Consider the following 23,899-nt stretch of genomic DNA (forward strand, 5'->3'; position numbering starts at 1 on the left):
AGTCATGTTAAACGGTACAGTGAAATTCTTTAACGTCGATAAGGGCTTTGGTTTCATCGCCGGTCAAGACGGGGTCGATGTTTTTGTACATTTCTCAAATATCCAAGCAGATGGTTTCAAGACTTTGAATGAAGGCCAAGCGGTCTCCTATGACGTCCAAGAAACATCGCGCGGTTTGCAGGCCATTAATGTGGTTGCTATCTAATTGATATAAAAAGAAGGCTGGAAGCTAATGAGTTTCCAGCCTTTTGGTATTTTATAGCTTGCCTAAGTAGTAGCCCAGAGCGACACAGGCTAAGCCTAGAACTAGGCTGCTAGCCATGTAGAGCAGGGCTTGGGAATAGTGGCCCGCCTGCAGGAGTTTGAGATTCTCCAAGCTGAAGGTGGAGAAGGTGGTAAAGCCACCGCAGAGACCGGTGATAAGCAACAACTGATCGCCCGGGAACCAGGCTTGACGCCCTAAGCGCGCACTCAACCAGCCTATCAAGAAACTACCCACTAAGTTGATGGCCCAAGTCTTAAGTGGGAAGCTGCCTTGATAAGGCAAGAGCCCTAGCAAATAGCGCAAGATAGCTCCTAAGGCGCCACCGACGCCGACTAATAGAAATTCCATGTCATCACCTCATGGCTAACAGTATAACAGACTGTCGGACTTGAGGAAAGTGTAAAAAAAGACTGGGAGCTAGTCCCAGTCTGCTAAAGATCTTATGGATTGACCACATATTCTGACATGACATCTTCTTCACCTTGGCCGTAGTTGCCGGCGAAGTTAGGTGTGACTAAGGAGATGGTGCCATTCTTGTTGTGGAAGAGGTAGTAGGTATAACCGAATTGACGCTCATTCCCATTGACAATGGCTTGTGGAATGAGGCGGGTGTTGACCTTGACCGTCCGGATACCAGAACCATCTGCTGAGTAGACCCGAATTTCTTTGGTTGGGCCGTCGACTACTTGGAAGCGATAGGTGTTTTGCTTACTATCGTTGAGGTAGTTGAAGGACATGGTGTAGTTGGTGAATTCTAGGCTGTAATCACTTGGTGCATTGACAGCTTGTTTGTGATAGGTCAATGGGCTTAAGTTTTTGGTGTCCACCCGATAAGGAGCCTGATCAGCAGGCACTGCCTGAACGGTATTGTAGTCAGGTTTTTTGGTGCCAGACTCCAAGTACTCAACATAAGGCGTCGCAGGATCTGGTTTTTGAAGGGTATTGGAAGCTAATTTAGGGAAAGCCAGGGAAATGGTCCCAAATTTGTTATAGAAGAGGTAGAACTGGTGACCACGAATGGCTAGGCCGTTGCTTGGGTCAGTATTAACTGTTACCCGAGTATTGACATAGATGGTCCGAATCCCTTCTTCTGGGTAAGCCGATTGCAGTTGAATGGTTTGGGTCGGAATTTGTTCGAAACTGACGGAGTATCTTGCAGAGTTAGAAATCAAGGTGCTGTTTGCAGCATCGAGTTGGAAGTTATCAGGGTTTTGTCCTAAATCTACATTTGGACGTCCATAGGTACGGTTGCCAAGATTCTCTACAGGTACTCCATAGATGTAATCATCTTGGGCGGATGCTTGGCTGAGAGGTAGGGTCAGTCCTAGCACCAAACCTAAGGCCAAAATAAGCTTAATAAATCGTCGCATTCTTATTACCTCCTTAATGCGAATTGAAAACGTATTTACCTTATGTTCCTATTATAAATTTCTAGTCAAATAGATTCAAGGGAAAAAAGTTGACTTTTTTGCGTTTTTCTAATGTCTTTTCTATGCAAAGGCTTGCCAAGGGTGCTATAATAGGAGTATCGATTATTTAAAACTCAGAATGGAGCGATTAAGACCATGTCAAAAACAATGGCGATTAACGCTGGTTCTTCAAGCTTGAAGTTCCAATTAATTGAAATGCCACAAGAAACGGTAGTTGCAAAAGGTTTGGTAGAACGGATTGGTTTGGATAACTCAATCTTCGCAATCGAATACGGCGACGACCAAAAATTTGAACTTGTAGAAGAGATTGCGACCCACGACCGGGCAGTTGAACTCTTATTCGAACACTTAACCGAATTAGGGATTGTCAAAGACTACCACGAAATCACCGGGGCTGGTCACCGTGTTGTAGCAGGGGGCGAACTCTTCAAGGAATCTGCCTTAATCAATGATGAGGTCATCCAACAAGTTGCCGACTTAGGCGAATTTGCACCGCTCCACAACCCAGCGGAAGCTGCCGTAATGCGCGCCTTCAAGGAACGTTTACCAGAAATCACTATGGCAGCTGTCTTCGATACTTCTTTCCATACAACTATGCCAGCGGTTAACTACCTCTACAGCTTACCATACGAGTACTATGAAAAATTCAAGGCTCGTAAGTATGGAGCGCACGGGACTAGCCACCACTACGTAGCACGTCGTGCAGCTGAAATGATGGGCAAAGACGTCAAAGACCTCAAGATTATTACCTGCCACTTAGGGAACGGGGCTTCTATTACTGCTGTAGACGGCGGGATCTCTGTTGATACTTCTATGGGCTTCACACCATTAGCAGGTTTAACCATGGGGACCCGTACTGGGGATATCGACGCTTCCTTAGTCGCTTTCGTGATGCAAAAACTTGGCATTAGCGATGTGGCTGAAATGGTCAACATCCTTAACAAGAAGTCAGGTCTCTTAGGGATTTCTGGCGTATCAAGCGATATGCGTGACATCTTATCAGCAGCTGGTGAAGGCAACGAACGTGCCCAATTGGCTCATGATATCTTCGTCAACCGTATCCAAAAATACATTGGTCAGTACATTGCGGTCATGAACGGGGTAGATGCCATTGTCTTCACTGCCGGGATTGGGGAGAACTCCATCCAAATCCGTGAGGAAGTCATCAAAGGCATTACCGTGTTCGGTTGTGACATTGATACTGAACGTAACAACACACGTAAAGAAGCCATCATTTCACCAGAAGGTGCTAAGGTTACCGTCCTTAACGTACCAACTAACGAAGAAATGGAAATCGCGCGCGAAGTTGAGCGCCTCAAACAAGCTTAATAAGAGCATGACAAGGACTGAGCCAGGGTGCCCAGTCCTTTTTTGCCTCCATATCAGCAGGCAATTTGTCAGTTTTTATGATACCGATATCAATCGTAAAACTTTCCCTTTATGAGCTTTACTTTTAGACTTGTAAACGCTAATATATAAGTGTAAGTACGTGTTGGAATCTTCATGTCATTATTATGAATTGTCACTTTGCCAACTTGAGATTCCGACAACATGTGCGAAGGGTAGAGAGACAATTAGCACTTATAGAAAGGAGACACAAGATGAAAAAATTCTTGAGTTTTGAGTTCTGGCAAAAGTTCGGTAAAGCCCTCATGGTCGTTATTGCCGTTATGCCAGCAGCTGGTCTGATGATCAGTATCGGGAAAACCTTAGCGATCAGCTTTGCGTCTATTCCATTTTTAGTTACTACCGGTGGTGTCTTAGAAAACATCGGTTGGGCAATCATTGTTAACTTGCACATTCTCTTCGCGCTTGCGATCGGGGGGAACTGGGCTAAGGACCGTGCGGGCGGTGCCTTCGCAGCAGGTTTGGCCTTCATCCTCATTAACCGTATTACGGGTGCAGTCTTCAACGTGAGCGACAAGATGCTCTTAGATGAAGCTTCTACCACTCATACCTTGTTTGGTACACCAATCATGGTTAAAGGTTTCTTCACCAGCGTGTTGGGTGCACCTGCACTTAACATGGGGGTATTCGTAGGGATTATCTCAGGTTTCTTAGGGGCTAACGCCTACAACAAGTACTACAACTTCCGTAAGTTGCCTGATGCCTTGGCCTTCTTCAACGGGAAACGTTTCGTACCGTTTGTAATTATCTTATGGTCAGTTATTACTTCTTTAGTAATGGCAGTTGTGTGGCCATTTATCCAAATCGGGATTAACAACTTTGGTCTCTGGATTGCGACTTCGCAAGACTCTGCACCAATTGTTTCACCATTTGTCTTCGGGACCTTGGAGCGTCTGCTCTTACCATTCGGTCTCCACCACATGTTAACTATCCCAATCAACTACACCGACTTAGGTGGGGTTTACCAAATCCTGTCTGGTGACAAGATTGGTGAAATCGTTCGCGGTCAAGACCCACTCTGGTTAGCATGGGCATCTGACTTAGCTCACTTCCGCAACATTGGCGACATGTCTCAAGTCGACCACATTTTGAAAAACTGGACTCCAGCTCGTTTCAAAGTGGGTCAAATGATTGGTTCTATGGGGACCCTCATGGGCTTGGCTTTCGCTATGTACCGTAACGTAGATAAGGATAAATTGGCTGAATACCGCACCATGTTTATCTCTATCTGCTTGGCTGTCTTCTTAACAGGGGTAACCGAGCCAATCGAGTTCCTCTTCATGTTCGCGGCAATGCCATTATACTTGGTATATGCAGTGGTTCAAGGGGCTTCCTTCGCTATGGCAGATGTCTGGCCATTACGTGTTCACTCCTTCGGTTCTATCGAGCTCTTAACTCGTACACCGATGACCATTCAAGCAGGTTTGGCTATGGACTTAGTTCGCTTTGTTGTAACAACTGTAGCCTTCGCAGTGATTATGTACTTCATCGCTGACTTCATGATTAAGAAGTTTAACTTTGCAACTCCAGGCCGTAACGGGAACTACGATTCCGGTACTACCGACAGCAAAGATTCAGGTGAAGCAAAACCAGCCGATGAACAAGTAACCACCATCATCGAACTCTTAGGTGGTCGCGAAAACATCGTGGATGTTGACGCCTGCATGACCCGTCTACGTGTCTCTGTTAAGGATCAAAGCAAGGTTGGTTCTGAAGAAGCTTGGAAGAAAGCCGGTGCCATGGGCTTAGTCCTCAAAGACACTGGGGTACAAGCTATCTACGGGCCTAAAGCCGATGTCCTCAAATCAGACATCCAAGACGCTTTAAGTCATTAATCATTTCAAAAGGTTGAAAGAGTGGCTCGCACCACTCTTTGACCTTTTTTTCATAGGAGGTAAATTATGAAATTATTGGACCTCAATACCCATAGTTGGATTGAAGAGGAGCAGGAGCGCAAGCTAGGGGAGTTGATTGACTTCATCCTAGCAGGCGACTATGACCTGATTACCTTGCAAGAAGTCAACCAAACCATGACGGCGCCTCTCTGGGAGCCAGATGCTTATTTCTGTCCGGTGGCTAAGCAACGTTCCATTAAGGAAGATAACTTTGCCCGTCTCTTAGTAGAAGGCTTGCGCCAAGCTGGCAAGGCCTACTACTGGGCCTGGGCAGATGCCCACATTGGCTTTGATCGCTATGATGAGGGTGTGGCCATCTTGTCTAAGGAGCCAATGCAGCCAGAAGCTTATTGGGTGTCTGCCATCCAAGACCGGACTGACTATCATACTCGAGTCCTTTTGCGGGCACAGACTCATATTGGCGAGCGGGCTCTGCAAGTAGCCAGCGGCCATTTCTCCTGGTGGGATCCTGATAGTGATATTAGCTTTGGCTATGAATGGAAGAAGACGGAAACTATCCTACGTGGACATGCTGAGTTGCCATTGATTTTGATGGGCGACTTCAACAATCCGGCTGATAAACGCCAGGAAGGTTATGATTTGATTGCTGCCAGTGACCTCAAGCTTCAGGATGCTTTCCTAGTGGCTAAGGAAAAAGAGGGCGAGTTCACTGTCGAGAAAGCCATTGACGGCTGGGAAGGCAATGTGGACCAACTGCGAATTGACTTGGCCTTCTTGAGCCAAGACTTTGTGGTAGATAGCTACCGAGTTGTTTTAGATGGCCGGCGCGGTCCCGTCGTCAGCGACCACTTTGGTTTAGAAATCATTGCTCACTGGGCATAAAAATAAGAAAGAGGCTGAGATTCTGTGAATCCAGCCTCCTTTTTGTTCTGTTACTAAGGAAAAGGCGCGAGCTAGGTCAGAAATTCGAAAGAAAGCCATGTGCTAGTGGCCCACTCTGGAGAGTGGACCACTAGCTCGGCCTGAAATCGGGGAAAAGGCCGGAAAACCGGGGGAAAGCCAGGAGCCAGTGGTCCACTTTGAAGAGTGGACCACTAGCTCAGCTGGAAACCGTGAAAAGGCCCGAAAACCGTGGAAAAGCCAGGAGCTAGTGGACCACTTTAGAGAGTGGACCACTAGCTCAGCCAGAAACCGTGAAAAGGGCGGGAAACCGGGAAAAAGCCGCGAGCCAGTGGTCCACTTTGAAGAGTAGACCACTAGCTCGGCCAGAAACCGGTAAAAGGCCCGAAAACCGGGGGAAAGTCATGAGCCAGTGGCCCACTTTGGAGAGTGGACCACTAGCTCAGCCAGAAACCAGGGAAAAGGGCGGAAAACCGTGAAAAGTCCGGAGCTAGTGGCCCACTAGCCCAGTCAGGAGCTGAGAAAAGCCAGAAACTCTGCCCAACAAAAAAGCGGCCGGCATTGCCGGTCGCTTTTGACTTATTTAGTAGGTGACCAAGTCTTGATGACTGGTTCCGCTTGGTTTTTGATGAAGGCGTCATCTGTGATATAAGACACGACTGATACCACATAGTATTGATCTTTTTGGTCATTTGGTGCGAAGACATAGTAGACGATTTGGCTAGATAAGTCGGGATTATCGTTTGGTCCGTATTTTGCCTGAATCATGATGGCTTCATCAGCAAAAGGCAATTTAGTCTTGGTAATTTCGATAAAGTATGGGGTCAGAGTGGAATTAACATGGGACACCTTGTCCAAAGCATGTAGCTCCACGTCACTGGATTTTTTCATGAATGAAATCAGGTCTTCACGGTTATAAGGATCTAATTGCTCAAGGGTGACCACGACATCTTCGTTATTGCGGTCGTATTGAAGCAGTCTACCCTCATATTCCTCCTTGTATTTAGTCAACTCTTTAAAATCTTCTGGGACATTGACCCAACCTGTTAGATCGCTCCCAACCCGTTGGGACTTGCCTTCATTGTATACTTCTTTCTTAGCTTCTTCGCGTAGCTTAGAGATAGACTCAACGGAAGAAGTGTTGTCCTGCTGACTTTGTTCTTCGGCTAAGATAGCAGTTGGCGCTAAGCTAGTAGCCAAAGCCAAACTTAAGAGGACGCTTTTCAATAATTTTTTAGTCATGTGATTCATCCTTTCTACTAGTTGGCTGGCTTAGCTTGCCATTTTTCTAAGTGCTTAACTAAGTTTTTAAGGGATTCTTCATTAGAGCTGAAGAAGGTCAAGCGCACGATACGGTTGGCATCATCAGGATGGGCGAAGTCAATGATGACGGACCGGCTATCATCTGATTTGGTCACATCAATTTGATAAACATAACCAAAAGGTTTGCCTAGGTTAACAGGGACAGTTGTTACCTTTTTGCCATGGGCTTTGAAGGCGTAGACGGACATGTCATTGTGGGCCATATAGTCTAGCGGCTTGAGTTTCTTGAATTTTTCAGGCAGGTCGCCTTCTTTGACGTCTTGGATATCGATGTAGAGTTCTTCTTTGTTTTCTTTGTCAATATAGTGAATCGTTTTGTCCGTGGTATCAGCTTTTTGTTCTTGGAAATTACCAGGAAGGTTGAAGTAGCCGGCATTAGGGAGCCCTACTTGAACTGATTTAGCTTGGGATTCGTTAGATTTTTTGAAAAATGAGTTTTTGCTTGACTCCTTGGCAGATTCTTGGCTGGTGCTACTTGCAGCACTTGATTCAGTAGCTTGAGCCACTGTAGTTAAGGCTAAATGACCGGCCAAGGCTAAGCTAGTCAAAGCTAATAGAGGGATAGAGCGTTTCATTGGAAACTCCTTTCGTTGACTTACTTGGTATCAGACCAAGTTTTGGTGAGGGTTGGTAGTAACTTGTCGATGCTGTCCTTATTAAAGTTGTAGACGCGAATCAAAAGCAATTTGGCGCCTGTGCTAGCAGGGGCTAGATTGTAATTCATGAGGGTAGGGACTTTTTTGCCATCCATTTCAAGTAGGATGGTCGCCGTGAGCGTCATGCCTGCCTTAGGATCATCGGCCTTGATTCGGTCGACAGCGACATAGCCGGCATTGCGCTTGCCCATTTCCTCACCCAGATAGCCCATGGTATAGAGGTAGACGTCTGAGTTGTCAGGGGCATCTGCTACTGGCTGATGAGGATCCAAGGAACGCAAGATGACCGTAATGCTACCGTCGGCATTGGCCCATTCCTTGTATTTTTCCTCGTCCTTGGTCTGGCTAAAGTCAGCCGGAATGGTGACATAGCCCATGGTGTCCGTCCCCACGCGTTGGGTTTGGTCCATATTGAGGGTTGGAGCCGCAGGCACTTTATTATCTTGGGCCTTCACACTGCTTGGCGTCAGGCCAGCCAGCCCTATTAAGACCACAGTCAGGCTAATCAGGAGGCCACGCCAGAATTTTTTTCTAAGTTTCATGGTCAGGCTCCTTTCTATTCATACTTGGTTGGAGACCAGGTAAACATAATAGGGGCTAGTTTATCTATGGCAGCCCGGTCAGGTCCGGTGATGGTGAGTAAAATGACATCTTCCTTATTGTTAAGGCGGAGATAGTAGAAAGTAGATTCGGACCGGTCAGGTAGGGTAGTCGCGACATGGTAGAAGGTCAAATTATTGACGGTCGCAAATTCTCCCATATTGTTGCTACCACCTTCACCAATCCGCTCGCGCAAATTGAGGAAGCCAATCCAATAGACGGGTGACAGGTCTTTGAAGTCTTGAGGAATTTTGTCGTCGGTAGGTGCCTTAACATCGCGAATACCCCAGACGATTTCTTGGCCACTGGCTTCATCGCGGAAGCGGTAGGCCTGTTCGTCCTTGCTTTGGCCTTCGACTGGTACAAAGCGTAGAGGAATTTGCAGATAGCCGGCATCTTCATTGCCATAAACCGCCGTATTTTCACCGAAAATGTTTTTATCTTCGGCAGTTGGTGGGGGTGAATTGCTCTCTTGGGCATGAGCTGTCCCTGGGAGACCAGCTGTTAGGAGGCAGAGACTAAGTCCGGATAGTAGAAGTTTCCGGAGCCATTTATGACTCATAATCATCTTCCTTTCTCTAGCAAGTGCAAATCATTCTGAAAATGACACTTGACTATGCAACTATTATACCACTCTTTGAAAAGGGCTTCAAATCATGTCCTATAAGGCAAATGGTCATAAAAATAGCCCACCTCAAGTCAAGCACTTAGGTGGGCTATCTATCGAAATTATTTCATAAAGCGAGTCAGAACCAAGCTTAAGACGGCACTGAGGATGGAGACTAGGATGAGGAGACCCAGCAACCATTCAAATTGCTTGAGCACTACTAAGACAATCCCCAAGAGAGCCAGACAGGCATAGGCCACGCTGAGAATGACGATTTCCCGATGGGAACTTAATTCTAAGAGTGTGACAATGTGGTCGCGGAACCAGTAGAGATAGCCGGCAAAAATCAGCAGACAGATGGGAATAAGGCTGAATAGGGCAGACATGAGAATCACCTACTTTTTCTTTTTCTTGAGCACTTGGCTTTTGAGTCTTGGACTGACTTGCTGGGTTGAAATTGGGGGCAGGGGATTTTGGCGTAAGGCCAGGAAGATTAGAATCTGACGCAGGGCTTCATAGGCGATGGCCAGCGCTAGCAGAATTTCTAGGACCAGGGATTGGCTGACTCGTTGGCTAATTCCAATCAGAACGGCCAATAAGACAAAGACGAAGAGGCTGATGTTGACCTTGAGCTTGGATAAGTCAAAACGCTTGTAGAAGGTCGGATAGACAGCTTGGTCAGCAGTCAGACTTTGCCAGTCAGCCTTAGGTGTCAACTTGGTCAGGTAGTACCAGGTCATGAGACCATAGAGGCCGGCGCAAATGGCTAAATTGAGCCAGATGGAGCTATCAGGCGCTAGCGAAATCATGGCGAAGACAACCAGAATTAAGAAGTTACGATGATGGCAGGCTAGATAGATGGGGCGCTTTTGCTCTGGAATTAAGGCAAAGGCCTGACGCTGGGCGTCGAATAAATAGAGGGCTTGTTGCTTGTCATTAAATAATTCATTAAACATATAGCGAGTCCTTTCCTCTCTCTCTACTTCTATTATAAGACCCTTTTCAACTTCTTACAAGAGGGCAGGGAATAGAAAAAGGACAGGAAGCTGACTTCCTGTCCGGGGGGAATCTATTTTATTCTTCTAGGTAGGCCTGTTGTTCGTTGGAGATGGCCATGAGCTTATCACGCAACTGACCTTCCATGAGCTGGAGTTCCTGTTCGGCGATTTGACGTTGACGACGTCCTTCGCGTTGGATTTCCAGGGTTTGTTCGATGGTTTCAATCAAACTGTTTTGAGTATGTTGTAAGGTCTCAATATCGATAACACCTCGTTCGGATTCGCGGGCTGTGTCGATAGCCGATTGTTTGAGCATGTCGGCATTACGTTTGAGCAAGTCGTTGGTGGTTTGGGAGACTTGGCGTTGGCTAACCGCGGCATTTTGCTGACGGAGTAGGGTCAAGGCAATCATGACCTGGTTTTCCCAGAGCGGAATGGCCGTGTGGACGGAGACTTGAATCTTCTCAGCTAAGGCCTGGTTGGTATTTTGAATCATACGGATTTGTGGCGCTTGTTGGACCGTCATTTGACGGGTTAAGCGCAGGTCGTGGGTCCGTTTGTCCAAGCGGTCTAAGAATTGATTGAGGTCGTTGACGGTTTGGACATCCATTTGGTCACCGGAGGCCTTGGCTTTTTCGATGGCAGCAGGGATAATCTCTTCTTGCAACTCCTGCATCTTAAGCTCACCGGCCGCGATGTAGATATTGAGGGCTTCGAAGTAGTCCTTGTTCTTCTGATAGAGTTGTTCCAACATGAGGTTGTCGTTGAGTAACTCATTCTTCTCGCGTTCTAGGCGAATGGCCACGCGGTCAATGGCAGTGCCAATCTTCTGGTAGCGGGCTTGGGTTTCAGCAATGGAAGCCTTAATCTTACCAAAGAATTTTTGGAAGATATTAGGAGCGGCCGTTAAGTCACGCGGGTTAGAAGATTCCAGTTGGTGCATGAGGTCGGTTAGGACGTCGGCAATTTCACCTGTATCCTTGAGTTGGACCTTGTTGAGCATGCCATGGGAGAACTCGCTCAGTTTCTTCTGGGCATTGGAGCCGTAGGCGATGACAGCACTCATATTCTGCTCGTCAATTTGCTTAGCCAAATCATAGGCCTGTTGCTGGCGATGTTCTGGCAGGCGGTCAATTAGCTTTTCAGTGGTGACGGCCCGCTTAGCCATCATCTCGGCATCCACTAGGTCATTGTGAGGGGAGGCAGGGCTAGGCGCCTCTTCTAGGTCGAAGGGATTACCCAGCAAGTCTTCTACCGTACTAGTTTTAGGTGTTTGGGCTTGCATTTCTTCAAATAAATCGGGACGTTCTGACATTAGGCTTCATCCTTTCCAAGGTTAATGAGGTCTTCAACACTTTCATCTGATTGGAGCGCTTCTTGGCTCTTAAGGGTGCGATTGGCTACGTAGAGTTCATCTTCCATGGCCTTGAGATCTTCCTGGTGGAAGTTGACATAGGCATCGTTAATGGATTGGCAGAGCTTCTCAATAGTGGCCGCTGATTTTTCTAAAATCATGTAGGTTTGCTTGTTCTTGGCAACGTGGCCGTTAATTTCGTTATACTTCTTAAGAATGTCTTCTAGGGAAGGCAGGTACTTATAGAGGAAGTCGCTGGCTTCGACCAGGCGTTTAGGCTGATTGACGATGTCCTTGAAGTAGTTTTGGCAGACCTTGACGGTATTGTAGCGGACCTCTAGGGTACGGAGCTTAGCGTTTTGGTTGAATTCCTGCTCGATGCTTTGGATTTGAGGTTTGGCAGTCGCCAGTTGCTCACGTAGGAATTGAATTTCTTGATCGGATAGACCTGCTTGGCGGTAGTGTTGGACCTTGTTACTGCTTGTGTGAGGGACAGTTACCTTATAGGGGTCTTCTTCACTAGGTCCGGCAAATTTGGCCAGGACCACCAAGCCGGTCACGCAGGCCAAGCCGAAAAGTTCTAAGAAAATGAGACCGATGACCCATTCAAAGTCCATGTGTTGGCCTGAGACAATGGCATTGACAGCTAGAATGGTGCAGGCAATGCCAATATAGAAGAAGTAACGGACCCAGTCCGCAGGTTTGAGCTTATTAATCTGCTGGAAGCCAGTGGTTAGGACCAGAAGGCCCAGGCCATAGAGGACGAAAGCCAGGACTAGACGTGTGGCTAAGCCATAGCCTCCAGTAAATAAGTTCTTGAATAGAAAATTCAAGATGAAGAATAGGCCGATGCCAAGACCGGCACGACGCTGAATACTTTTTTTATATGCTGCCAAACGGCTGGAGAAATCTAAGTTTCGATAGGCTAGGTGGAGGACAAGGGAAGTGATAATCAAAGGGCTAACAATGATTAATTGACCTGGTAACCACATATTCAAAACCTCCTTATTCGTTTTACTGTCTCTATTGTAGCACAGAACTTGAACTTGTATATCGGACTTGAGGCCTATTTTTAAGTAAGACTTAAGCCGTGGCCTTTTTCTTGCTTTATGACAGGGGAGAGGCTATGCTAGAGTCAAGTAGTAAAAGGAGGTCTGCTCTATGAAAATTGCAGCCAATGAAGTCAGCTTTAATCAATCATCCCGTATGGTGTCGACCCAGTTAATCTTTGATGGCGTCATTCTGCAAACCTACCTTAATCAGGTAAGATTGGACCAAGGCCAGGTGGTTGAGCGTGAGCTTATCCATAAGAAACCGGCCGTGGCCATTCTAGCCGTTACGCCCGAAGACAAGGTCCTCTTGGTCAAGCAGTACCGGGCGGCCATTGACTCTGATACTTATGAAATTCCAGCTGGTATTCTAGATAAGGGTGACCAAGATGCGCCCCTAGAAGGTGCCAAGCGTGAGTTAGAAGAAGAAACGACCTATCAGGCAGCCCACTGGCAGAATCTGGGCGACTTCTATGCCTCACCAGGCTTCCTAGACGAGAAGTTAACTCTCTATTATGCCCATGGTCTGGTGTCAGTCGAGAATCCACTGCCTCAAGACGATGATGAGGGTATTGAACTCTTTGAAATGACTCGTCAGCAAGTCCAAGATCTACTGGATCAAGGCCAAATTATTGACCTTAAGACCCTCTACGCTCTCCAACTCTGGTTGGGAGGAGGTGGCCTGCATGCCTGAGACCGAAACGCGCATGTCCCGCTACCACGGCAAGGACAAGCACCGACGGGAATATGAAGACTATGTCAAGGGGGGCGCCAGCCAAGAAAGCAAGCAAGCGGATTGGCCAGCCCTAGAAGACCAAGACCAGGACTTAGGCCAAACTCAAGTCTACTCTAGTAAGAATTGGCAAGAAGATCCCTATGCCTATCATGAAGTTGAGGAAATCCCGCAAACGTCCCATTATCAAGACTATTCAGCTTATGAAGATTCATCTTATGGGACTGAGACCTATGAGGATGAGGGCTATGACTATGATGAGCATCAGGCCTATGTGGCTTATAACGAAAATGAAGAATATGAAGAATATGACGAATACGAAGAAGAGCCCGCGCCTACTAGTAAGCCCCCTAAAGTCAAGGGACCTTATAGCCTGCGACTGGATCGTTTCCTTAATAATGCCCTGATACTGGTAGCTGTCTTGCTACTCATTGTTATGGTCATTATGTTTGTATTTTAATTAGAAGAAGGAGTTAATCTATGAGAATCGGACTTATTGGCGCTATGGAAGAAGAAATCCGCCTACTCAAACAAGCCCTCCAGCAGGAATCAGAGCAAGTTGTAGCTGGCTATACCTTCTACCAAGGTCAACTATCTGGCCAGGACGTGGTCTTGGTCCAATCTGGGATTGGGAAGGTCAATGCTACCATGACGGTGACCCTGCTCAAGCAGCTTTTTGATGTGGACCTGGTCATCAACACCGGAAGCGCCGGCGCCCTGGGCCACGGCCTCAAGGTAGGGGACGTGGTGGTAGCAGATCAACTGCGCCATCATGATGCGGATGTGACAGCCTTTGGCTATCAAATGGGTCAAATGGCTGGTATGCCAGCTGCCTATGAGACCAACTCAGCCTTGTCAGACTTGGCAGCCCAACTCTATCAGGCTAAGGGCAAGCAAGTCTATCGGGGCCTGATTGTCTCAGGTGATGCCTTCGTAGCGGGACCAAGTCAACAGGCTCCAATTAAGGCCAATTTCCCTGAGGCCTTAGCCTGTGAAATGGAGTCGGCCGCCATTGCCCAAGCGGCCTATGTGCTCAAGACACCTTGTGTGGTCATTCGGGCTATCTCGGACTCTGCCGATGACCAGGCTAACATCACTTTTGATGAGTTTATTCTCTTAGCTGGTAAGGAATCTGCTAGCTTGGTCATGGAACTCTTGGAGCGTATGGGAGAGGTTATCTAATGAAACGATGTGATTGGGCCACCAAGCATGCTTTGGAGACTCACTATCATGACACCGAATGGGGCGTGCCCTCTTATGACGACCATTATCTCTTTAAGATGCTGGTCCTTGAAGGCATGCAAGCAGGTCTCAGTTGGTTAACCATTTTGTCTAAGATGGAGACCCTCTGCCAAGCATATGATGATTTTGTGCCTCAAGTAGTGGCCGAGTATGATGAAGCCAAATGGGAGGCCTTGTTAGCCGATCCTGGTGTGGTACGTAATCGTCTGAAGATTAAGGCCGTCACCACCAATGCCAAAGCCTACCTGGCAGTCTCGAAAGAGTTTGGTTCTTTTTCCAACTATATTTGGAGCTTTGTCCAGGGTCAGCCCCTTATCAATCACTGGACTTCAATAGACCAGGTGCCAGCCAAGTCAGATTTGTCGGATAAGCTAAGTAAAGACCTGCAGAAGAGGGGCTTCAAGTTTGTGGGTTCAACCACTGTTTATGCCTTTATGCAGGCAGTGGGAATGGTGAATGACCACCTAGAGTCCTGTGACTTTAAGTTGGAGTGACCAGGCTAAAATATTTGCGTGACAAGACTTGTCAGCGCCAAAAGAATTTGCTATAATCGTAAGAGTGTAAAATAATGCAGCATAAAAAAGGAAAGCGCGTCAACAGTTGATTGCCCCTTGGGGTAGGTTAGTAACTGCGGCTGCAGAAAAGCGAACGCCTCACATCACCTGCACGCATTCGGTTTTTTAGGATTATTTTACTCCAAACAAAAATCTATTTTATTGGAGGAATTCAAGAATGTCTCGTTACACAGGTCCATCTTGGAAATTATCTCGCCGCTTAGGCATCTCATTATCTGAAACTGGTAAAGAGTTAGCACGTCGCAACTACGCACCAGGTCAACACGGCAACCAACGTAAGAAAATCTCTGAGTATGGTTTGCAATTACAAGAAAAACAAAAATTACGCCACACTTACGGCATGAACGAGCGTCAATTCGCGACCTTGTTCCGCAAAGCTGGTAAGATCAAAACCGGTAAACACGGTGAAAACTTCATGGCTTTATTGGAAACTCGTTTGGATAACTTGGTATACCGTTTAGGTTTTGCTACCACTCGTCGTCAAGCTCGTCAATTAGTAAACCACGGTCACGTGACTGTTGACGGCAAGCGTGTGGACATTCCTTCTTACTTGGTAACACCAGGTCAAGTGATTGGTTTGCGTGAATCTTCTCGCGACTTAGCAATCATCAAGGAAGCTTTGGAAAACACTGTTTCTCGTTTAGACTTCGTTTCTTACGATGCAGCTGCTTTCGAAGGGACTTTGACTCGCTTACCAGAACGTAGCGAACTCAACGCTGAAATCGACGAAGCCCTCGTCGTTGAATACTACAACAAATTAGGCTAAGCCTAGTATTTAAGAAAACACGCCGGTTGATGGCGTGTTTTTTTTGTTCTATCAGAGTGAAAGGGAAGGGGGATAGAAAGACATTAAATTGCCTTGGAGAGTGAGATTGTTAGGTAAGATAAATTAATGAAAACATGATGCAATTTATCGAAATCCTATCTAATAGCTAGGGACAAGTTTGAAAATTGATCTATTTAAATGATAGCAATTAATCATTAGCTTTACTCAGGGCAAAAACTCTCAGATTAAAATTAAAAAAAGATTAGAATTTAATGTTGACTCAACTTAATTTAAATGATAAATTAGTGGCATAAAACTTTACAACTACCTATCTCTCTTTTGAGATTGATGGAGATGATGTAGTGACTAGCTTGATTAATTTTTATCTAAGAAGTTACTTGGACTTACTCCAGTCAAAGCGCTCGATTTCAGTTATGGTTGCCAATATAGAATCCACTAAAGGAGGTTGAAACCTATGTTTAGGTTGGTACTGTCTAATATCGCCAAGTCAAAATTACTCCTCTTATTAGTATGTAGGCTTTATCTCAGTGGCTTTAATGTCTTATTCTCATACTTAACGCAATTAGGACTGGGAACTATAGAGGAGGGCGCTCAGGGGACATTGTTTCAGGTCGCCGCTTATATGATAGGTGGGGCCTTGCTTTATATCTTCTTCTATTACGTCTATAGCCTTAATCTGGCTAAGGTCTTTCAGGAAACAAGTCAATTCATTGTTCAGAAGTTAATCCAATCCTTTATCAATAAACGCGATAGTCAAGAACAAACAACAGAGGGAGAAGCGGTTAATTTAATTCATACAGATGCTACCAATATCTCGCTCTTTCTATCGAGTGGCTTGCTTCCTCTTTTGGACACCAGTTTATCCCTGCTTGTTGGCGTCGTCTATGTCATGTCGATGAACCAAGTTATTGGCTCTGTCTTCATATTTGGAGGTTTGCTTATCGGCTTAGGCAACTATCTGCTCACATCGAAAATGGAGATGGCCTACGAGGACTATATGGTTGCGGCTGACCAAAACTACAATTTTTATGAGCAAGTCTTCCGGATTATGCCGATTGTTAAAATTTTTAAGATAAGTGACTGGTTATACCGGAAGCAAGTGAAGTTCTTTTCTAGTCGTGAAAAGCACTTTAATCAATACAATGGCTACTATGCCAATAGTCTAAGCTTAACAGAAGGTGGCGTGATTACCTTTGAGATTATTTCATTAGCGCTTGGTTTATATCTTGTAATTGCGGGACAGTTAGAAATGGCAGTCTTATTGGGTATCTGGAATGCCGGACTAGGATCAATCATCTATCCTTTATCAGACTTACCTTCCTTATGGAACTATTTTGTCCAATACAGATCCTCTGCTAAACGTGTATCAACAAAATGGTTAGACGACCAAGCTTCTGGGCAAGCACAAACAAGGGAAGAACTTCCGGAGAAGGCAGGAAAAGGCATCACATTAGAAAATGTCAGTTTCTCCTACCAAGATAAGCAAGTATTTAATCAGGTTAACTTTAGGTTTGAACCTAAGGGTATTCATTTCTTAGTGGGGCCTAGCGGGTCAGGTAAGTCTACACTCTTAAATTTAATTCTCGGTGTCTATGTGCCTCATGAGGGGCGTATTGTATTTGACCAAGCTAATGAAGAGCTAGGGCAAGAGACGATAGGTTATGTGCCACAAAAAGTGACTTTCTTTAACACCAGTCTGCGTTCTAATTTGCTAATGGGGCGGACAGTCAGTGATCAGCAAATTAAAGAAGTATGTAGCGCACTAAATATTTGGGAGGTCATTCAGCAACTACCTAAGGGGCTGGATACTGTCTATGGCGAGGATATAAAATTATCGAATGGGCAAATACGGCGCTTAGCTGTTGCGCGTGCTTTGCTTTCAGGTGCGCATTGGATAATACTTGATGAGCCCTTCTCAGATCTAGATCGAGAAAATCAGGGTTACTTAATGACTTGCTTGCGAGAATTAAGAGATCATTCATTTATAATTGTGACACATACTTCAGATATGATTCAAGCCAATGATCGAGTGATTGAGGTGCAAAGCTTATGAAACAATTTAGTCATTTACTAAAGCAAACTAAGATTAAGAGCTTAAGCTTGCTGTTTTTATCCTTAGCCTTAAGTGTTGGAGTGGCAATCATGAGGATTGTCGCTGGTTATTTGTATGATCCCCTGGTTAGTGCAGCAACAAATCCTCCATATCAATTCAACTGGCAACTATGCTTTTGGGTGATTGCCTTGAATATTCTCTTGTCAATCGGGATTGGCCTAACGCAACGTGTCAAAGTAAAAAGCAATTTGTATTTGGAAGGCCAAATGACTGGCTACTTCATTAGTCATCTGGAGCAAACGGATGGTCTAGCAATTGATAAAAGCGGCATGGGTCCCTGGTTGACACTGCTAATGGATGACATAAAAGAATGTAGTTACTTCTTGTCGACAACTCTGTTCGAGATGGTGATTGGATTAGCGAGTTTTCTTCTGGCTGTGGTCTATGGAATGCGCACCAACTGGCAATTGACGCTAGGGATCCTTTGCCTATCATTCATAGGTGGTTTGTTGATGAAGGGAATCGGCCCTAGGTTACAAGCAGCGAAGGAGGACGAGCAAGCAGCGGAAGAGGACCTTCAACCCCTTATGGTCCAGATTTTGTCGCAAATTCCCCTGATTAGAGCGCACCGAGCTGAGCACTATACAGAAGAACTATTTGAGGAATATCACGCTCATTATAGAAAGCAGCAATATCAGCGACAGAGACATCGTGCCTTACTCGAATCTTTAAGTATTGGATTAGGTTTTGTGATGACGACTAGCTGGATTTCTCTGGCTTTTATCCTGATGGTTCGAGGTGAATTAACACTCGGTCAATTATTTAGTTTTATGATTATTGATCGATACTTTACCTGGGTATTCTTCAACCTTCCTAGCCTCTACAGTGACTACCTGATGGCTAAAGTCTGTGCTGAACGCATTATGACTTTCAAGAAGGAACACTATAGCCAGCCGGAAGTGGGAGGAATCCACCAAGGTAGTGTATTATCTCTAGTGGATTTGGGTTTTGCGTATAGCGACCATACGGTGTTGGAGCATCTAACAGCCAAATTTGAAAAGGGAACACAATACGCTTTGATGGGAGCAAGTGGTTCTGGCAAGAGTACCGTCTTGAAGCTATTAGCAGGTATTTACCCTAGCCATAGTGGGACTATTGAGTTGGATGGCAATAGTGTGGCAAGTGATAGATTGAGTGCAGTAGTCAGCTACGTACCACAAGACAATGTAGTGATCGAAGATACGATTAGAGAGAACATACTTCTAGGTAGGCAGCTTTCGGATGCGGACCTTAACCGTATTATCGAGCTGTCTGGTTTGACATCACTCCTTGAGCGACTCGATGATGGTTTGGATACTTTGGTAATTTCTGGTGCTAACCAGAACTTATCGGAAGGAGAGATTCAACGGGTTGGTTTCGCGCGTGCCCTTGTTAAAGAGGCGAGTTTCTTGTTATTAGATGAGCCGACTGCGTCATTAGATGTAGAACTCGAGCAGCTACTAGTTGAATATTATCAAAAGACCGATCAGGGGGTAATTGTTGCCACTCACCGGGACACTAGCTTACCATCTGACTTCGTCCGCATACCTGTTAACTAAGGCAGGAATTATTTGAGATTCCCTACTAATAGAAAACACGCCGGTTGACGGCGTGTTTTTTGCTAGGTACAATACTAGAAGAAATAACCCAATATAGAAAGGAGCCTGATTATGTCGCGACAAAACATCTATGATCAACCGGATTTCTTCGCTGGCTACCAGCAGATACGCCAGCGTCAGGATAATGCCAATGACTTAATCGAGACTCCTGCGCTCATGCAGTTATTGCCTGATCTAACTGACAAACGCCTCTTGGATCTCGGCTGTGGCGCGGGTGATCATTGCCAGCTGTTCATTGAGCGTGGTGCAGCACACGTGCTAGGCGTTGACCTCTCCGAGAAGATGCTGGCCTTGGCCCAACATCAGCATGCCCACCCTGCTATTCGCTATCAACGTCTAGCCATGGAAGACATAAGCCAGTTACAGGGGCCTTTCGATGTGGTGGTCAGTTCTTTGGCCTTCCATTATGTGGCCAACTACCCTGCGTTGGTGGCGGACATCTACCAATTGTTAGCACCCGGTGGAGTGCTGGTCTTCTCCCAGGAACACCCGCTGGTGACCTGCCATGAGACAGGCGAGCGCTGGACGTATGATAAGGCTGGGCAGAAGCGCTATGCCAACATTGCCCACTATAGCCATGAGGGTCAGCGCCAGACGGACTGGTTGGTCGACCATGTGATCAAGTACCACCGCACCTTCGAAACCTTGATTAACACCCTCTTGGACAATGGCTTTCGTCTCCAACAAATCGTGGAACCACATGGCAGTCCTGCTGTACGTGCACAATATCCCCGATATGAAGACACACGTCATCGGCCGGATTTTCTCGTGATTCGGGCGGTCAGGGAAGGGTGAAGGCCTAATCCTTTCACGGTCTTAGATGAAGTATTAGTGCGGTCTGTATCAGCGCGACTAAGTCCCCCTCACTTACAGTGAACACGAAACAAGGCGCCGGTTGACGGCGTGTTTTTTGCTAGGTACAATACTAGAAGAGATTACCTAATATAGAAAGGAGCCTGCCCATGGCCTCAGTCACTCTCCAAATGGACGCAGCCACCCGCGCCCAAATGAAAGCAAGTTACGCCGACTACCTGCTAGAGCCGGTGCCTCATAGTGAATTCCGCGCCCAAGTCGACGGGGTCACCATTACAGCCTATGCCAGTGGCAAGGTCCTCTTTCAGGGCAAGGATGTGGAAGCCCAACTAGCCCGCTGGCAGGGGCAGGCGACTTCGTCTCCAGCCACCAAAAAAAGCGTCACTTCGGCCAAGACTAAACCAGCTAAACACAGTCACCTACCGGATGACTTCGCTAACTGGACCATTATTGGCAGCGACGAGGTGGGCAATGGCTCCTACTTTGGGGCATTGACGGTCTGCGCCGTCTACCTGGATGCCGGTGATCGGGCCAAGATTGAAGGCCTGGGCGTCAAGGATTCCAAGCTCCTGACGGATGATCAGATTCTGGACTTAGCCCCTAAGTTGCGGCAAGTTCTGACCCATGAGCTGACCATTTGCTCGCCAGCCAAGTATAATGAGGCCAATAAGACCCGCAATGCCAATGCCATTAAGGTTAGCCTCCATAACTTTACCATTCAGAAGCTGCTGGCCAAGCTGTCTGCCCGCCAGAAGTTGGCCCTGCAAGGGGTTCTGATTGATGAGTTTACCAGTCCTCAGAACTATTTTAACTACCTTAAGAAGGAAGCTCATCCCCTGACCAAGGGCCTCTATTTCGCTGAGAAGGGGGAAAGTGCCCACTTGGCTGTGGCCTGTGCCTCTATTATTGCTCGGGCCTGGTTCCTAGAGTCCCTAACCACCTTTGGAGCGCCTTATGATGTCGTTCTACCCTCAGGGGCAGGCGCCAATGTCGATGCTTTTGCGGCCAAGCTCATTAAAAAGTTCGGACCTGATGTCTTAAGAGAAACGGCCAAGCTCCACTTCAAGAATACGGAAAAAGCCCTGGCCCTAGCTCATAAGCATAAGTAGGCCAGAGGCAAAAGAATAGCGACCTGTTTACCAGTGAGGTAAGCAGGTCTCTTTTTTGCTTTTATGGTGTTTTTTTAGGTGCGTGACTATCAAGAAGCTTGTATTATAGCGCTTATGCAAGCGATTTACGAAGGAAGTGAGTTAGCATCATGTAATTGTTGTAATAACTCAGGAATCATAAAACACCTCTTTAGTAATTCAGAATGAACAATTCATTAAGCGAATGATTTACTTATGCTTTGGAATACCGTATAATACCATAATAAGATTAAATAAGAATAATTCAATAGTGTAAAAATGAGAAAGTGCATTTCCTTTAACATCTGAGTATGGTGAGGTGGAAAATTAAATGGCAGAGAAGAGTATCACATTAAAATTGGAAGAAATCCAAGGAATGAAAAAATATTATGAACAATATTTACAAGATCCAGTTGAACATTCTGTATTTTTTGCTAAAGTGAATGGTGTTACTATCACAGCGTTTCAGAGTGGGACAGTTAGATTCCAGGGGGCTAGCCAGGATGATGTAGATAAATTAGTAGAAAAGTGGAAAGAAAAAAATGAGCAGAGTCAAAATGCTAGAAAGAGCTCCAAAAAGTTTATTTACTTGATTGTAGATCTTATTATCTTTTTTGTCTCCAGTAAAGCTATAGGGTATTTTTGGCGTGCGCTAAATAAAAAAGGAATTCCTTCAAATTTCACAATTTTTATGACTATAATTTTAGGATTCATTATCTCTTCTTCGGTTACTTTGTATTTATACTTTAGAGAAAAGAAATAATGCATCCTAAAGAATCAAAGTGATAGATGCTTTGACTCTGTTTTTATGAATAGGGTAAGTCGGTATTATTTTTGTGTTGTGGGGCAGGCGCCAATGTGGATGCTTTTGCAGCCAAGCTCATTAAAAAGTTCGGCCCTGATGTCTTAAGAGAAACGGCCAAGTTCCACTTCAAAAATACAGAAAAAGCCCTGGCTCTAGCGCGCAAGCTTAAGTAGGCTAGAGGCAAAAGAAGAGCGACCTGTTTACTAGTCAAGTAAGCAGGTCGCTTTTTCTAGTTATTAACCGGATGGGGTGCCGCCTTGGGATGCAGGGAGACCCAGACAACGGCCGCGATAATTAGGACCATGCCCAATAAATCAATCAGGTAGAAGTGCTCGCTCATTAATAGGAAGGCGAAAAAGACAGCAGAGATGGGCTCTGAGGCCCCTAGAAGAGAAGCTTCCATAGGTCCTACCAAGGCGACTCCTTTAAGGAAGAGGGTGTAGGCCAAGAGGGTGCCCACCACCACTAAGCCCGCCATAGCAAGAATAGTCAGTGGCTGCCAGTCAATTGGATAGGTCCAGGTCTGGTTAGCCAGGAAGAGGCTAGCACCACCAAGTAGTAAGCCTAAGCCAGTCACCAAGGTGGCATTGTGGCGCTGTAAGAGGTCAGCTGGCAAGACCGTGTAGAGGGCGTAGCCGACAGCAGCTACTAAGCCCCAACTTAGGCCAGCCGGTGTTAGGTTCAGGCTGGTGATGTCGCCATGAGTGGCAATCAGAGCCGTGCCCAGAATGGCCAAAGCAATAGCAGCCAGCAGTTGGCCAGTTGGAGCCTGGCGGGTCTTGAGGCTGACATAGGCAATGACCAGAATAGGGCTAGTATATTGAAGGACAGTGGCTGTCCCGGCATTGGAGGCGCCAATGGCTTCCAGATAGGTCAGCTGACAGAGGACAATGCCAAAGATAGCGAAGATGACTAGCTGGACTAGGCTGCGCTTATCTTGGCTTAGCGCTTTGAGTAGGGGCCGCTGACAGGCCAAGAGATAGGTCATCATAATGAGACCCGCTAGTAACATTCGGATTGAGACGACAATCCGCGCCGGAATTTGGGCTGTCTGCATCAAGTACTGACCGCAGACTCCCGATAGGCCCCAAGAGGCTGCCCCCAAAATCGTATAAAGTCGTCCTTTCCATAATGCCGTCATGGTCTCTTCCTCCTTGTTTTCAACGCTTATCAGTATACACAATTTCTCAGTCCTTGTCATGACCCTTTTGCCCAGTCAGAGAGACTTATTGGCAGAATTGCTTTTAGTTTCTTTTGTACTTATTTTTTGATACACTAAGGTTAATCAAGCTAAGGAGTGACTGTTCATGGAAAATAAACGACGTTTCCGCGCCGTAATTGAAGGTACCGAATATACGATTGTGGGAAATCGCTCAGCGACTCACCTCAATCAGGTGGTAGAATTAGTTAACAGCCAATTGGCTCAGTTAGCTGAGTTAGCCCCTGATATGTCGGCACGCGATCGGGCCATCCTCATGTCGGTCAATGCCTTATCTGATCAACTAGTTAAGGAACAGCGCATTGCAGAATTGGAAGCTCAGCTCCAAAGTCTACAAGGCAAGGGCAGCGCTCAAGCTCAGGCTCCTAAATCGCCAGTAGCCGAGCCTAAGAAGGCCAGCCCTCAGGTTCCCTTTACCAGAAAGTAATACAGAATGTAATTA

25 protein-coding genes and 1 pseudogene are annotated in these 23,899 nt (G+C 46.2%); 15 read left to right on the forward strand and 11 right to left on the reverse strand.

Annotated elements, in window-relative coordinates:
- Window positions 1–4 precede the first annotated feature (4 nt).
- Window positions 5–205, forward strand: a complete 201-nt coding sequence (locus V7R82_RS03830; protein ID WP_070755126.1) for a cold-shock protein — start codon at window positions 5–7, stop codon at window positions 203–205.
- Between the two features lie 51 nt (window positions 206–256).
- On the opposite strand, the gene crcB is transcribed toward V7R82_RS03830, so the two are convergent.
- Window positions 257–613, reverse strand: coding sequence for a fluoride efflux transporter CrcB (gene crcB, locus V7R82_RS03835; RefSeq protein WP_338543513.1), 357 nt, complete (start codon window positions 611–613; stop codon window positions 257–259).
- A 92-nt stretch (window positions 614–705) separates the two neighbouring features.
- Window positions 706–1,635 (reverse strand): hypothetical protein, encoded by a 930-nt coding sequence (locus tag V7R82_RS03840; RefSeq protein ID WP_314211377.1) that lies wholly within the window; start codon window positions 1,633–1,635, stop codon window positions 706–708.
- Between the two features lie 195 nt (window positions 1,636–1,830).
- Here V7R82_RS03840 and V7R82_RS03845 point away from each other — a divergent pair, with 195 nt between their 5' ends.
- From V7R82_RS03845 to V7R82_RS03855, 3 genes and pseudogenes are all read left to right on the forward strand, one after another.
- Entirely contained in the window at window positions 1,831–3,024 is a 1,194-nt protein-coding gene (locus tag V7R82_RS03845) for an acetate/propionate family kinase (RefSeq protein WP_291432266.1), read from the forward strand.
- Between the two features lie 272 nt (window positions 3,025–3,296).
- Window positions 3,297–4,928, forward strand: a pseudogene (locus V7R82_RS03850) (PTS transporter subunit IIBC); the annotation flags it as partial.
- 75 nt (window positions 4,929–5,003) lie between these two features.
- Window positions 5,004–5,840 carry an endonuclease/exonuclease/phosphatase family protein gene (locus tag V7R82_RS03855; protein ID WP_338543514.1) on the forward strand — a complete coding sequence of 279 codons (837 nt, stop codon included), beginning with the start codon at window positions 5,004–5,006 and terminating at the stop codon, window positions 5,838–5,840.
- 597 nt (window positions 5,841–6,437) lie between these two features.
- Here V7R82_RS03855 and V7R82_RS03860 read toward each other — a convergent pair.
- The 8 genes from V7R82_RS03860 to V7R82_RS03895 form a co-directional block, all read right to left on the reverse strand.
- A complete protein-coding gene (locus V7R82_RS03860; protein ID WP_338543515.1) occupies window positions 6,438–7,100 on the reverse strand; it encodes a hypothetical protein in 663 nt (220 codons plus the stop codon).
- A gap of 17 nt (window positions 7,101–7,117) precedes the next feature.
- Window positions 7,118–7,756, reverse strand: a complete 639-nt coding sequence (locus V7R82_RS03865; protein WP_338543517.1) for a hypothetical protein — start codon at window positions 7,754–7,756, stop codon at window positions 7,118–7,120.
- Window positions 7,757–7,776: 20 nt separating this feature from the next.
- Window positions 7,777–8,379, reverse strand: a complete 603-nt coding sequence (locus V7R82_RS03870) for a hypothetical protein (RefSeq protein ID WP_338543519.1) — start codon at window positions 8,377–8,379, stop codon at window positions 7,777–7,779.
- A gap of 14 nt (window positions 8,380–8,393) precedes the next feature.
- Window positions 8,394–8,999: a hypothetical protein gene (locus tag V7R82_RS03875; RefSeq protein ID WP_338543521.1), complete on the reverse strand. Its 606-nt coding sequence runs from the start codon at window positions 8,997–8,999 to the stop codon at window positions 8,394–8,396.
- A gap of 167 nt (window positions 9,000–9,166) precedes the next feature.
- Window positions 9,167–9,430, reverse strand: a complete 264-nt coding sequence (locus V7R82_RS03880) for a hypothetical protein (protein ID WP_298076847.1) — start codon at window positions 9,428–9,430, stop codon at window positions 9,167–9,169.
- A 9-nt stretch (window positions 9,431–9,439) separates the two neighbouring features.
- On the reverse strand, window positions 9,440–10,000 hold the full coding sequence (locus V7R82_RS03885) for a hypothetical protein (RefSeq protein ID WP_338543524.1): 561 nt from the start codon (window positions 9,998–10,000) through the stop codon (window positions 9,440–9,442).
- A gap of 118 nt (window positions 10,001–10,118) precedes the next feature.
- Entirely contained in the window at window positions 10,119–11,357 is a 1,239-nt protein-coding gene (locus V7R82_RS03890) for a toxic anion resistance protein (RefSeq protein WP_338543525.1), read from the reverse strand.
- Window positions 11,357–12,388, reverse strand: a complete 1,032-nt coding sequence (locus V7R82_RS03895; RefSeq protein WP_338543527.1) for a 5-bromo-4-chloroindolyl phosphate hydrolysis family protein — start codon at window positions 12,386–12,388, stop codon at window positions 11,357–11,359. The genes V7R82_RS03890 and V7R82_RS03895 overlap by 1 nt, the downstream gene beginning before the upstream one ends.
- Window positions 12,389–12,557: 169 nt before the next feature.
- Here V7R82_RS03895 and V7R82_RS03900 point away from each other — a divergent pair, with 169 nt between their 5' ends.
- The 10 genes from V7R82_RS03900 to V7R82_RS03945 all read left to right on the forward strand — a co-directional run bounded on the left by V7R82_RS03900 (window position 12,558) and on the right by V7R82_RS03945 (window position 22,196).
- Window positions 12,558–13,139 (forward strand): NUDIX hydrolase, encoded by a 582-nt coding sequence (locus V7R82_RS03900; protein ID WP_338543529.1) that lies wholly within the window; start codon window positions 12,558–12,560, stop codon window positions 13,137–13,139.
- The gene (locus tag V7R82_RS03905) at window positions 13,132–13,638 is read left to right on the forward strand and encodes a hypothetical protein (protein ID WP_338543530.1); all 507 of its coding nucleotides are present in this window, start codon (window positions 13,132–13,134) and stop codon (window positions 13,636–13,638) included. The genes V7R82_RS03900 and V7R82_RS03905 overlap by 8 nt, the downstream gene beginning before the upstream one ends.
- 20 nt (window positions 13,639–13,658) lie before the next feature.
- On the forward strand, window positions 13,659–14,360 hold the full coding sequence (locus tag V7R82_RS03910; RefSeq protein WP_338543532.1) for a 5'-methylthioadenosine/adenosylhomocysteine nucleosidase: 702 nt from the start codon (window positions 13,659–13,661) through the stop codon (window positions 14,358–14,360).
- The gene (locus tag V7R82_RS03915) at window positions 14,360–14,914 is read left to right on the forward strand and encodes a DNA-3-methyladenine glycosylase I (RefSeq protein WP_070755111.1); all 555 of its coding nucleotides are present in this window, start codon (window positions 14,360–14,362) and stop codon (window positions 14,912–14,914) included. Before V7R82_RS03910 ends, V7R82_RS03915 begins: the two co-directional genes overlap by 1 nt.
- A 238-nt stretch (window positions 14,915–15,152) precedes the next feature.
- Window positions 15,153–15,761, forward strand: coding sequence for a 30S ribosomal protein S4 (gene rpsD / locus V7R82_RS03920; RefSeq protein ID WP_023391913.1), 609 nt, complete (start codon window positions 15,153–15,155; stop codon window positions 15,759–15,761).
- Window positions 15,762–16,236: 475 nt separating this feature from the next.
- Window positions 16,237–17,835 (forward strand): ABC transporter ATP-binding protein, encoded by a 1,599-nt coding sequence (locus tag V7R82_RS03925; RefSeq protein WP_314976030.1) that lies wholly within the window; start codon window positions 16,237–16,239, stop codon window positions 17,833–17,835.
- Window positions 17,832–19,433 (forward strand): ATP-binding cassette domain-containing protein, encoded by a 1,602-nt coding sequence (locus V7R82_RS03930; RefSeq protein WP_070755109.1) that lies wholly within the window; start codon window positions 17,832–17,834, stop codon window positions 19,431–19,433. The genes V7R82_RS03925 and V7R82_RS03930 overlap by 4 nt, the downstream gene beginning before the upstream one ends.
- A gap of 111 nt (window positions 19,434–19,544) precedes the next feature.
- Window positions 19,545–20,288 carry a class I SAM-dependent methyltransferase gene (locus tag V7R82_RS03935; protein ID WP_314975994.1) on the forward strand — a complete coding sequence of 248 codons (744 nt, stop codon included), beginning with the start codon at window positions 19,545–19,547 and terminating at the stop codon, window positions 20,286–20,288.
- A 167-nt stretch (window positions 20,289–20,455) separates the two neighbouring features.
- Entirely contained in the window at window positions 20,456–21,415 is a 960-nt protein-coding gene (gene rnhC, locus V7R82_RS03940; RefSeq protein WP_314975995.1) for a ribonuclease HIII, read from the forward strand.
- A gap of 349 nt (window positions 21,416–21,764) precedes the next feature.
- Complete coding sequence (locus V7R82_RS03945; RefSeq protein ID WP_314760949.1) at window positions 21,765–22,196, forward strand: DUF3378 domain-containing protein; 432 nt, start codon at window positions 21,765–21,767, stop codon at window positions 22,194–22,196.
- A 271-nt stretch (window positions 22,197–22,467) separates the two neighbouring features.
- On the opposite strand, the gene V7R82_RS03950 is transcribed toward V7R82_RS03945, so the two are convergent.
- Entirely contained in the window at window positions 22,468–23,379 is a 912-nt protein-coding gene (locus tag V7R82_RS03950) for a DMT family transporter (protein WP_268442586.1), read from the reverse strand.
- A gap of 166 nt (window positions 23,380–23,545) precedes the next feature.
- Here V7R82_RS03950 and zapA point away from each other — a divergent pair, with 166 nt between their 5' ends.
- Entirely contained in the window at window positions 23,546–23,884 is a 339-nt protein-coding gene (gene zapA, locus V7R82_RS03955) for a cell division protein ZapA (RefSeq protein WP_268442589.1), read from the forward strand.
- Window positions 23,885–23,899 lie beyond the last annotated feature (15 nt).

The sequence above is a fragment of the Abiotrophia defectiva ATCC 49176 genome (assembly GCF_037041345.1).
Classification (GTDB): domain Bacteria; phylum Bacillota; class Bacilli; order Lactobacillales; family Aerococcaceae; genus Abiotrophia.

Coding starts and splice junctions, on each gene's coding strand:
- V7R82_RS03910 (WP_338543532.1), top strand. CDS start 13,659: ATGAGAATCGGACTTATTGGCGCTATGGAAGAAGAAATCCGCCTACTC.
- V7R82_RS03925 (WP_314976030.1), top strand. CDS start 16,237: ATGTTTAGGTTGGTACTGTCTAATATCGCCAAGTCAAAATTACTCCTC.
- crcB (WP_338543513.1), bottom strand. CDS start 613: ATGGAATTTCTATTAGTCGGCGTCGGTGGCGCCTTAGGAGCTATCTTG.
- V7R82_RS03950 (WP_268442586.1), bottom strand. CDS start 23,379: ATGACGGCATTATGGAAAGGACGACTTTATACGATTTTGGGGGCAGCC.
- rpsD (WP_023391913.1), top strand. CDS start 15,153: ATGTCTCGTTACACAGGTCCATCTTGGAAATTATCTCGCCGCTTAGGC.
- V7R82_RS03930 (WP_070755109.1), top strand. CDS start 17,832: ATGAAACAATTTAGTCATTTACTAAAGCAAACTAAGATTAAGAGCTTA.
- V7R82_RS03870 (WP_338543519.1), bottom strand. CDS start 8,379: ATGAAACTTAGAAAAAAATTCTGGCGTGGCCTCCTGATTAGCCTGACT.
- V7R82_RS03830 (WP_070755126.1), top strand. CDS start 5: ATGTTAAACGGTACAGTGAAATTCTTTAACGTCGATAAGGGCTTTGGT.
- V7R82_RS03845 (WP_291432266.1), top strand. CDS start 1,831: ATGTCAAAAACAATGGCGATTAACGCTGGTTCTTCAAGCTTGAAGTTC.
- V7R82_RS03855 (WP_338543514.1), top strand. CDS start 5,004: ATGAAATTATTGGACCTCAATACCCATAGTTGGATTGAAGAGGAGCAG.
- V7R82_RS03865 (WP_338543517.1), bottom strand. CDS start 7,756: ATGAAACGCTCTATCCCTCTATTAGCTTTGACTAGCTTAGCCTTGGCC.
- V7R82_RS03915 (WP_070755111.1), top strand. CDS start 14,360: ATGAAACGATGTGATTGGGCCACCAAGCATGCTTTGGAGACTCACTAT.
- V7R82_RS03880 (WP_298076847.1), bottom strand. CDS start 9,430: ATGTCTGCCCTATTCAGCCTTATTCCCATCTGTCTGCTGATTTTTGCC.
- zapA (WP_268442589.1), top strand. CDS start 23,546: ATGGAAAATAAACGACGTTTCCGCGCCGTAATTGAAGGTACCGAATAT.
- V7R82_RS03840 (WP_314211377.1), bottom strand. CDS start 1,635: ATGCGACGATTTATTAAGCTTATTTTGGCCTTAGGTTTGGTGCTAGGA.
- V7R82_RS03900 (WP_338543529.1), top strand. CDS start 12,558: ATGAAAATTGCAGCCAATGAAGTCAGCTTTAATCAATCATCCCGTATG.
- V7R82_RS03895 (WP_338543527.1), bottom strand. CDS start 12,388: ATGTGGTTACCAGGTCAATTAATCATTGTTAGCCCTTTGATTATCACT.
- V7R82_RS03935 (WP_314975994.1), top strand. CDS start 19,545: ATGTCGCGACAAAACATCTATGATCAACCGGATTTCTTCGCTGGCTAC.
- V7R82_RS03905 (WP_338543530.1), top strand. CDS start 13,132: ATGCCTGAGACCGAAACGCGCATGTCCCGCTACCACGGCAAGGACAAG.
- V7R82_RS03945 (WP_314760949.1), top strand. CDS start 21,765: ATGGCAGAGAAGAGTATCACATTAAAATTGGAAGAAATCCAAGGAATG.
- V7R82_RS03885 (WP_338543524.1), bottom strand. CDS start 10,000: ATGTTTAATGAATTATTTAATGACAAGCAACAAGCCCTCTATTTATTC.
- V7R82_RS03890 (WP_338543525.1), bottom strand. CDS start 11,357: ATGTCAGAACGTCCCGATTTATTTGAAGAAATGCAAGCCCAAACACCT.
- V7R82_RS03860 (WP_338543515.1), bottom strand. CDS start 7,100: ATGACTAAAAAATTATTGAAAAGCGTCCTCTTAAGTTTGGCTTTGGCT.
- V7R82_RS03875 (WP_338543521.1), bottom strand. CDS start 8,999: ATGAGTCATAAATGGCTCCGGAAACTTCTACTATCCGGACTTAGTCTC.
- rnhC (WP_314975995.1), top strand. CDS start 20,456: ATGGCCTCAGTCACTCTCCAAATGGACGCAGCCACCCGCGCCCAAATG.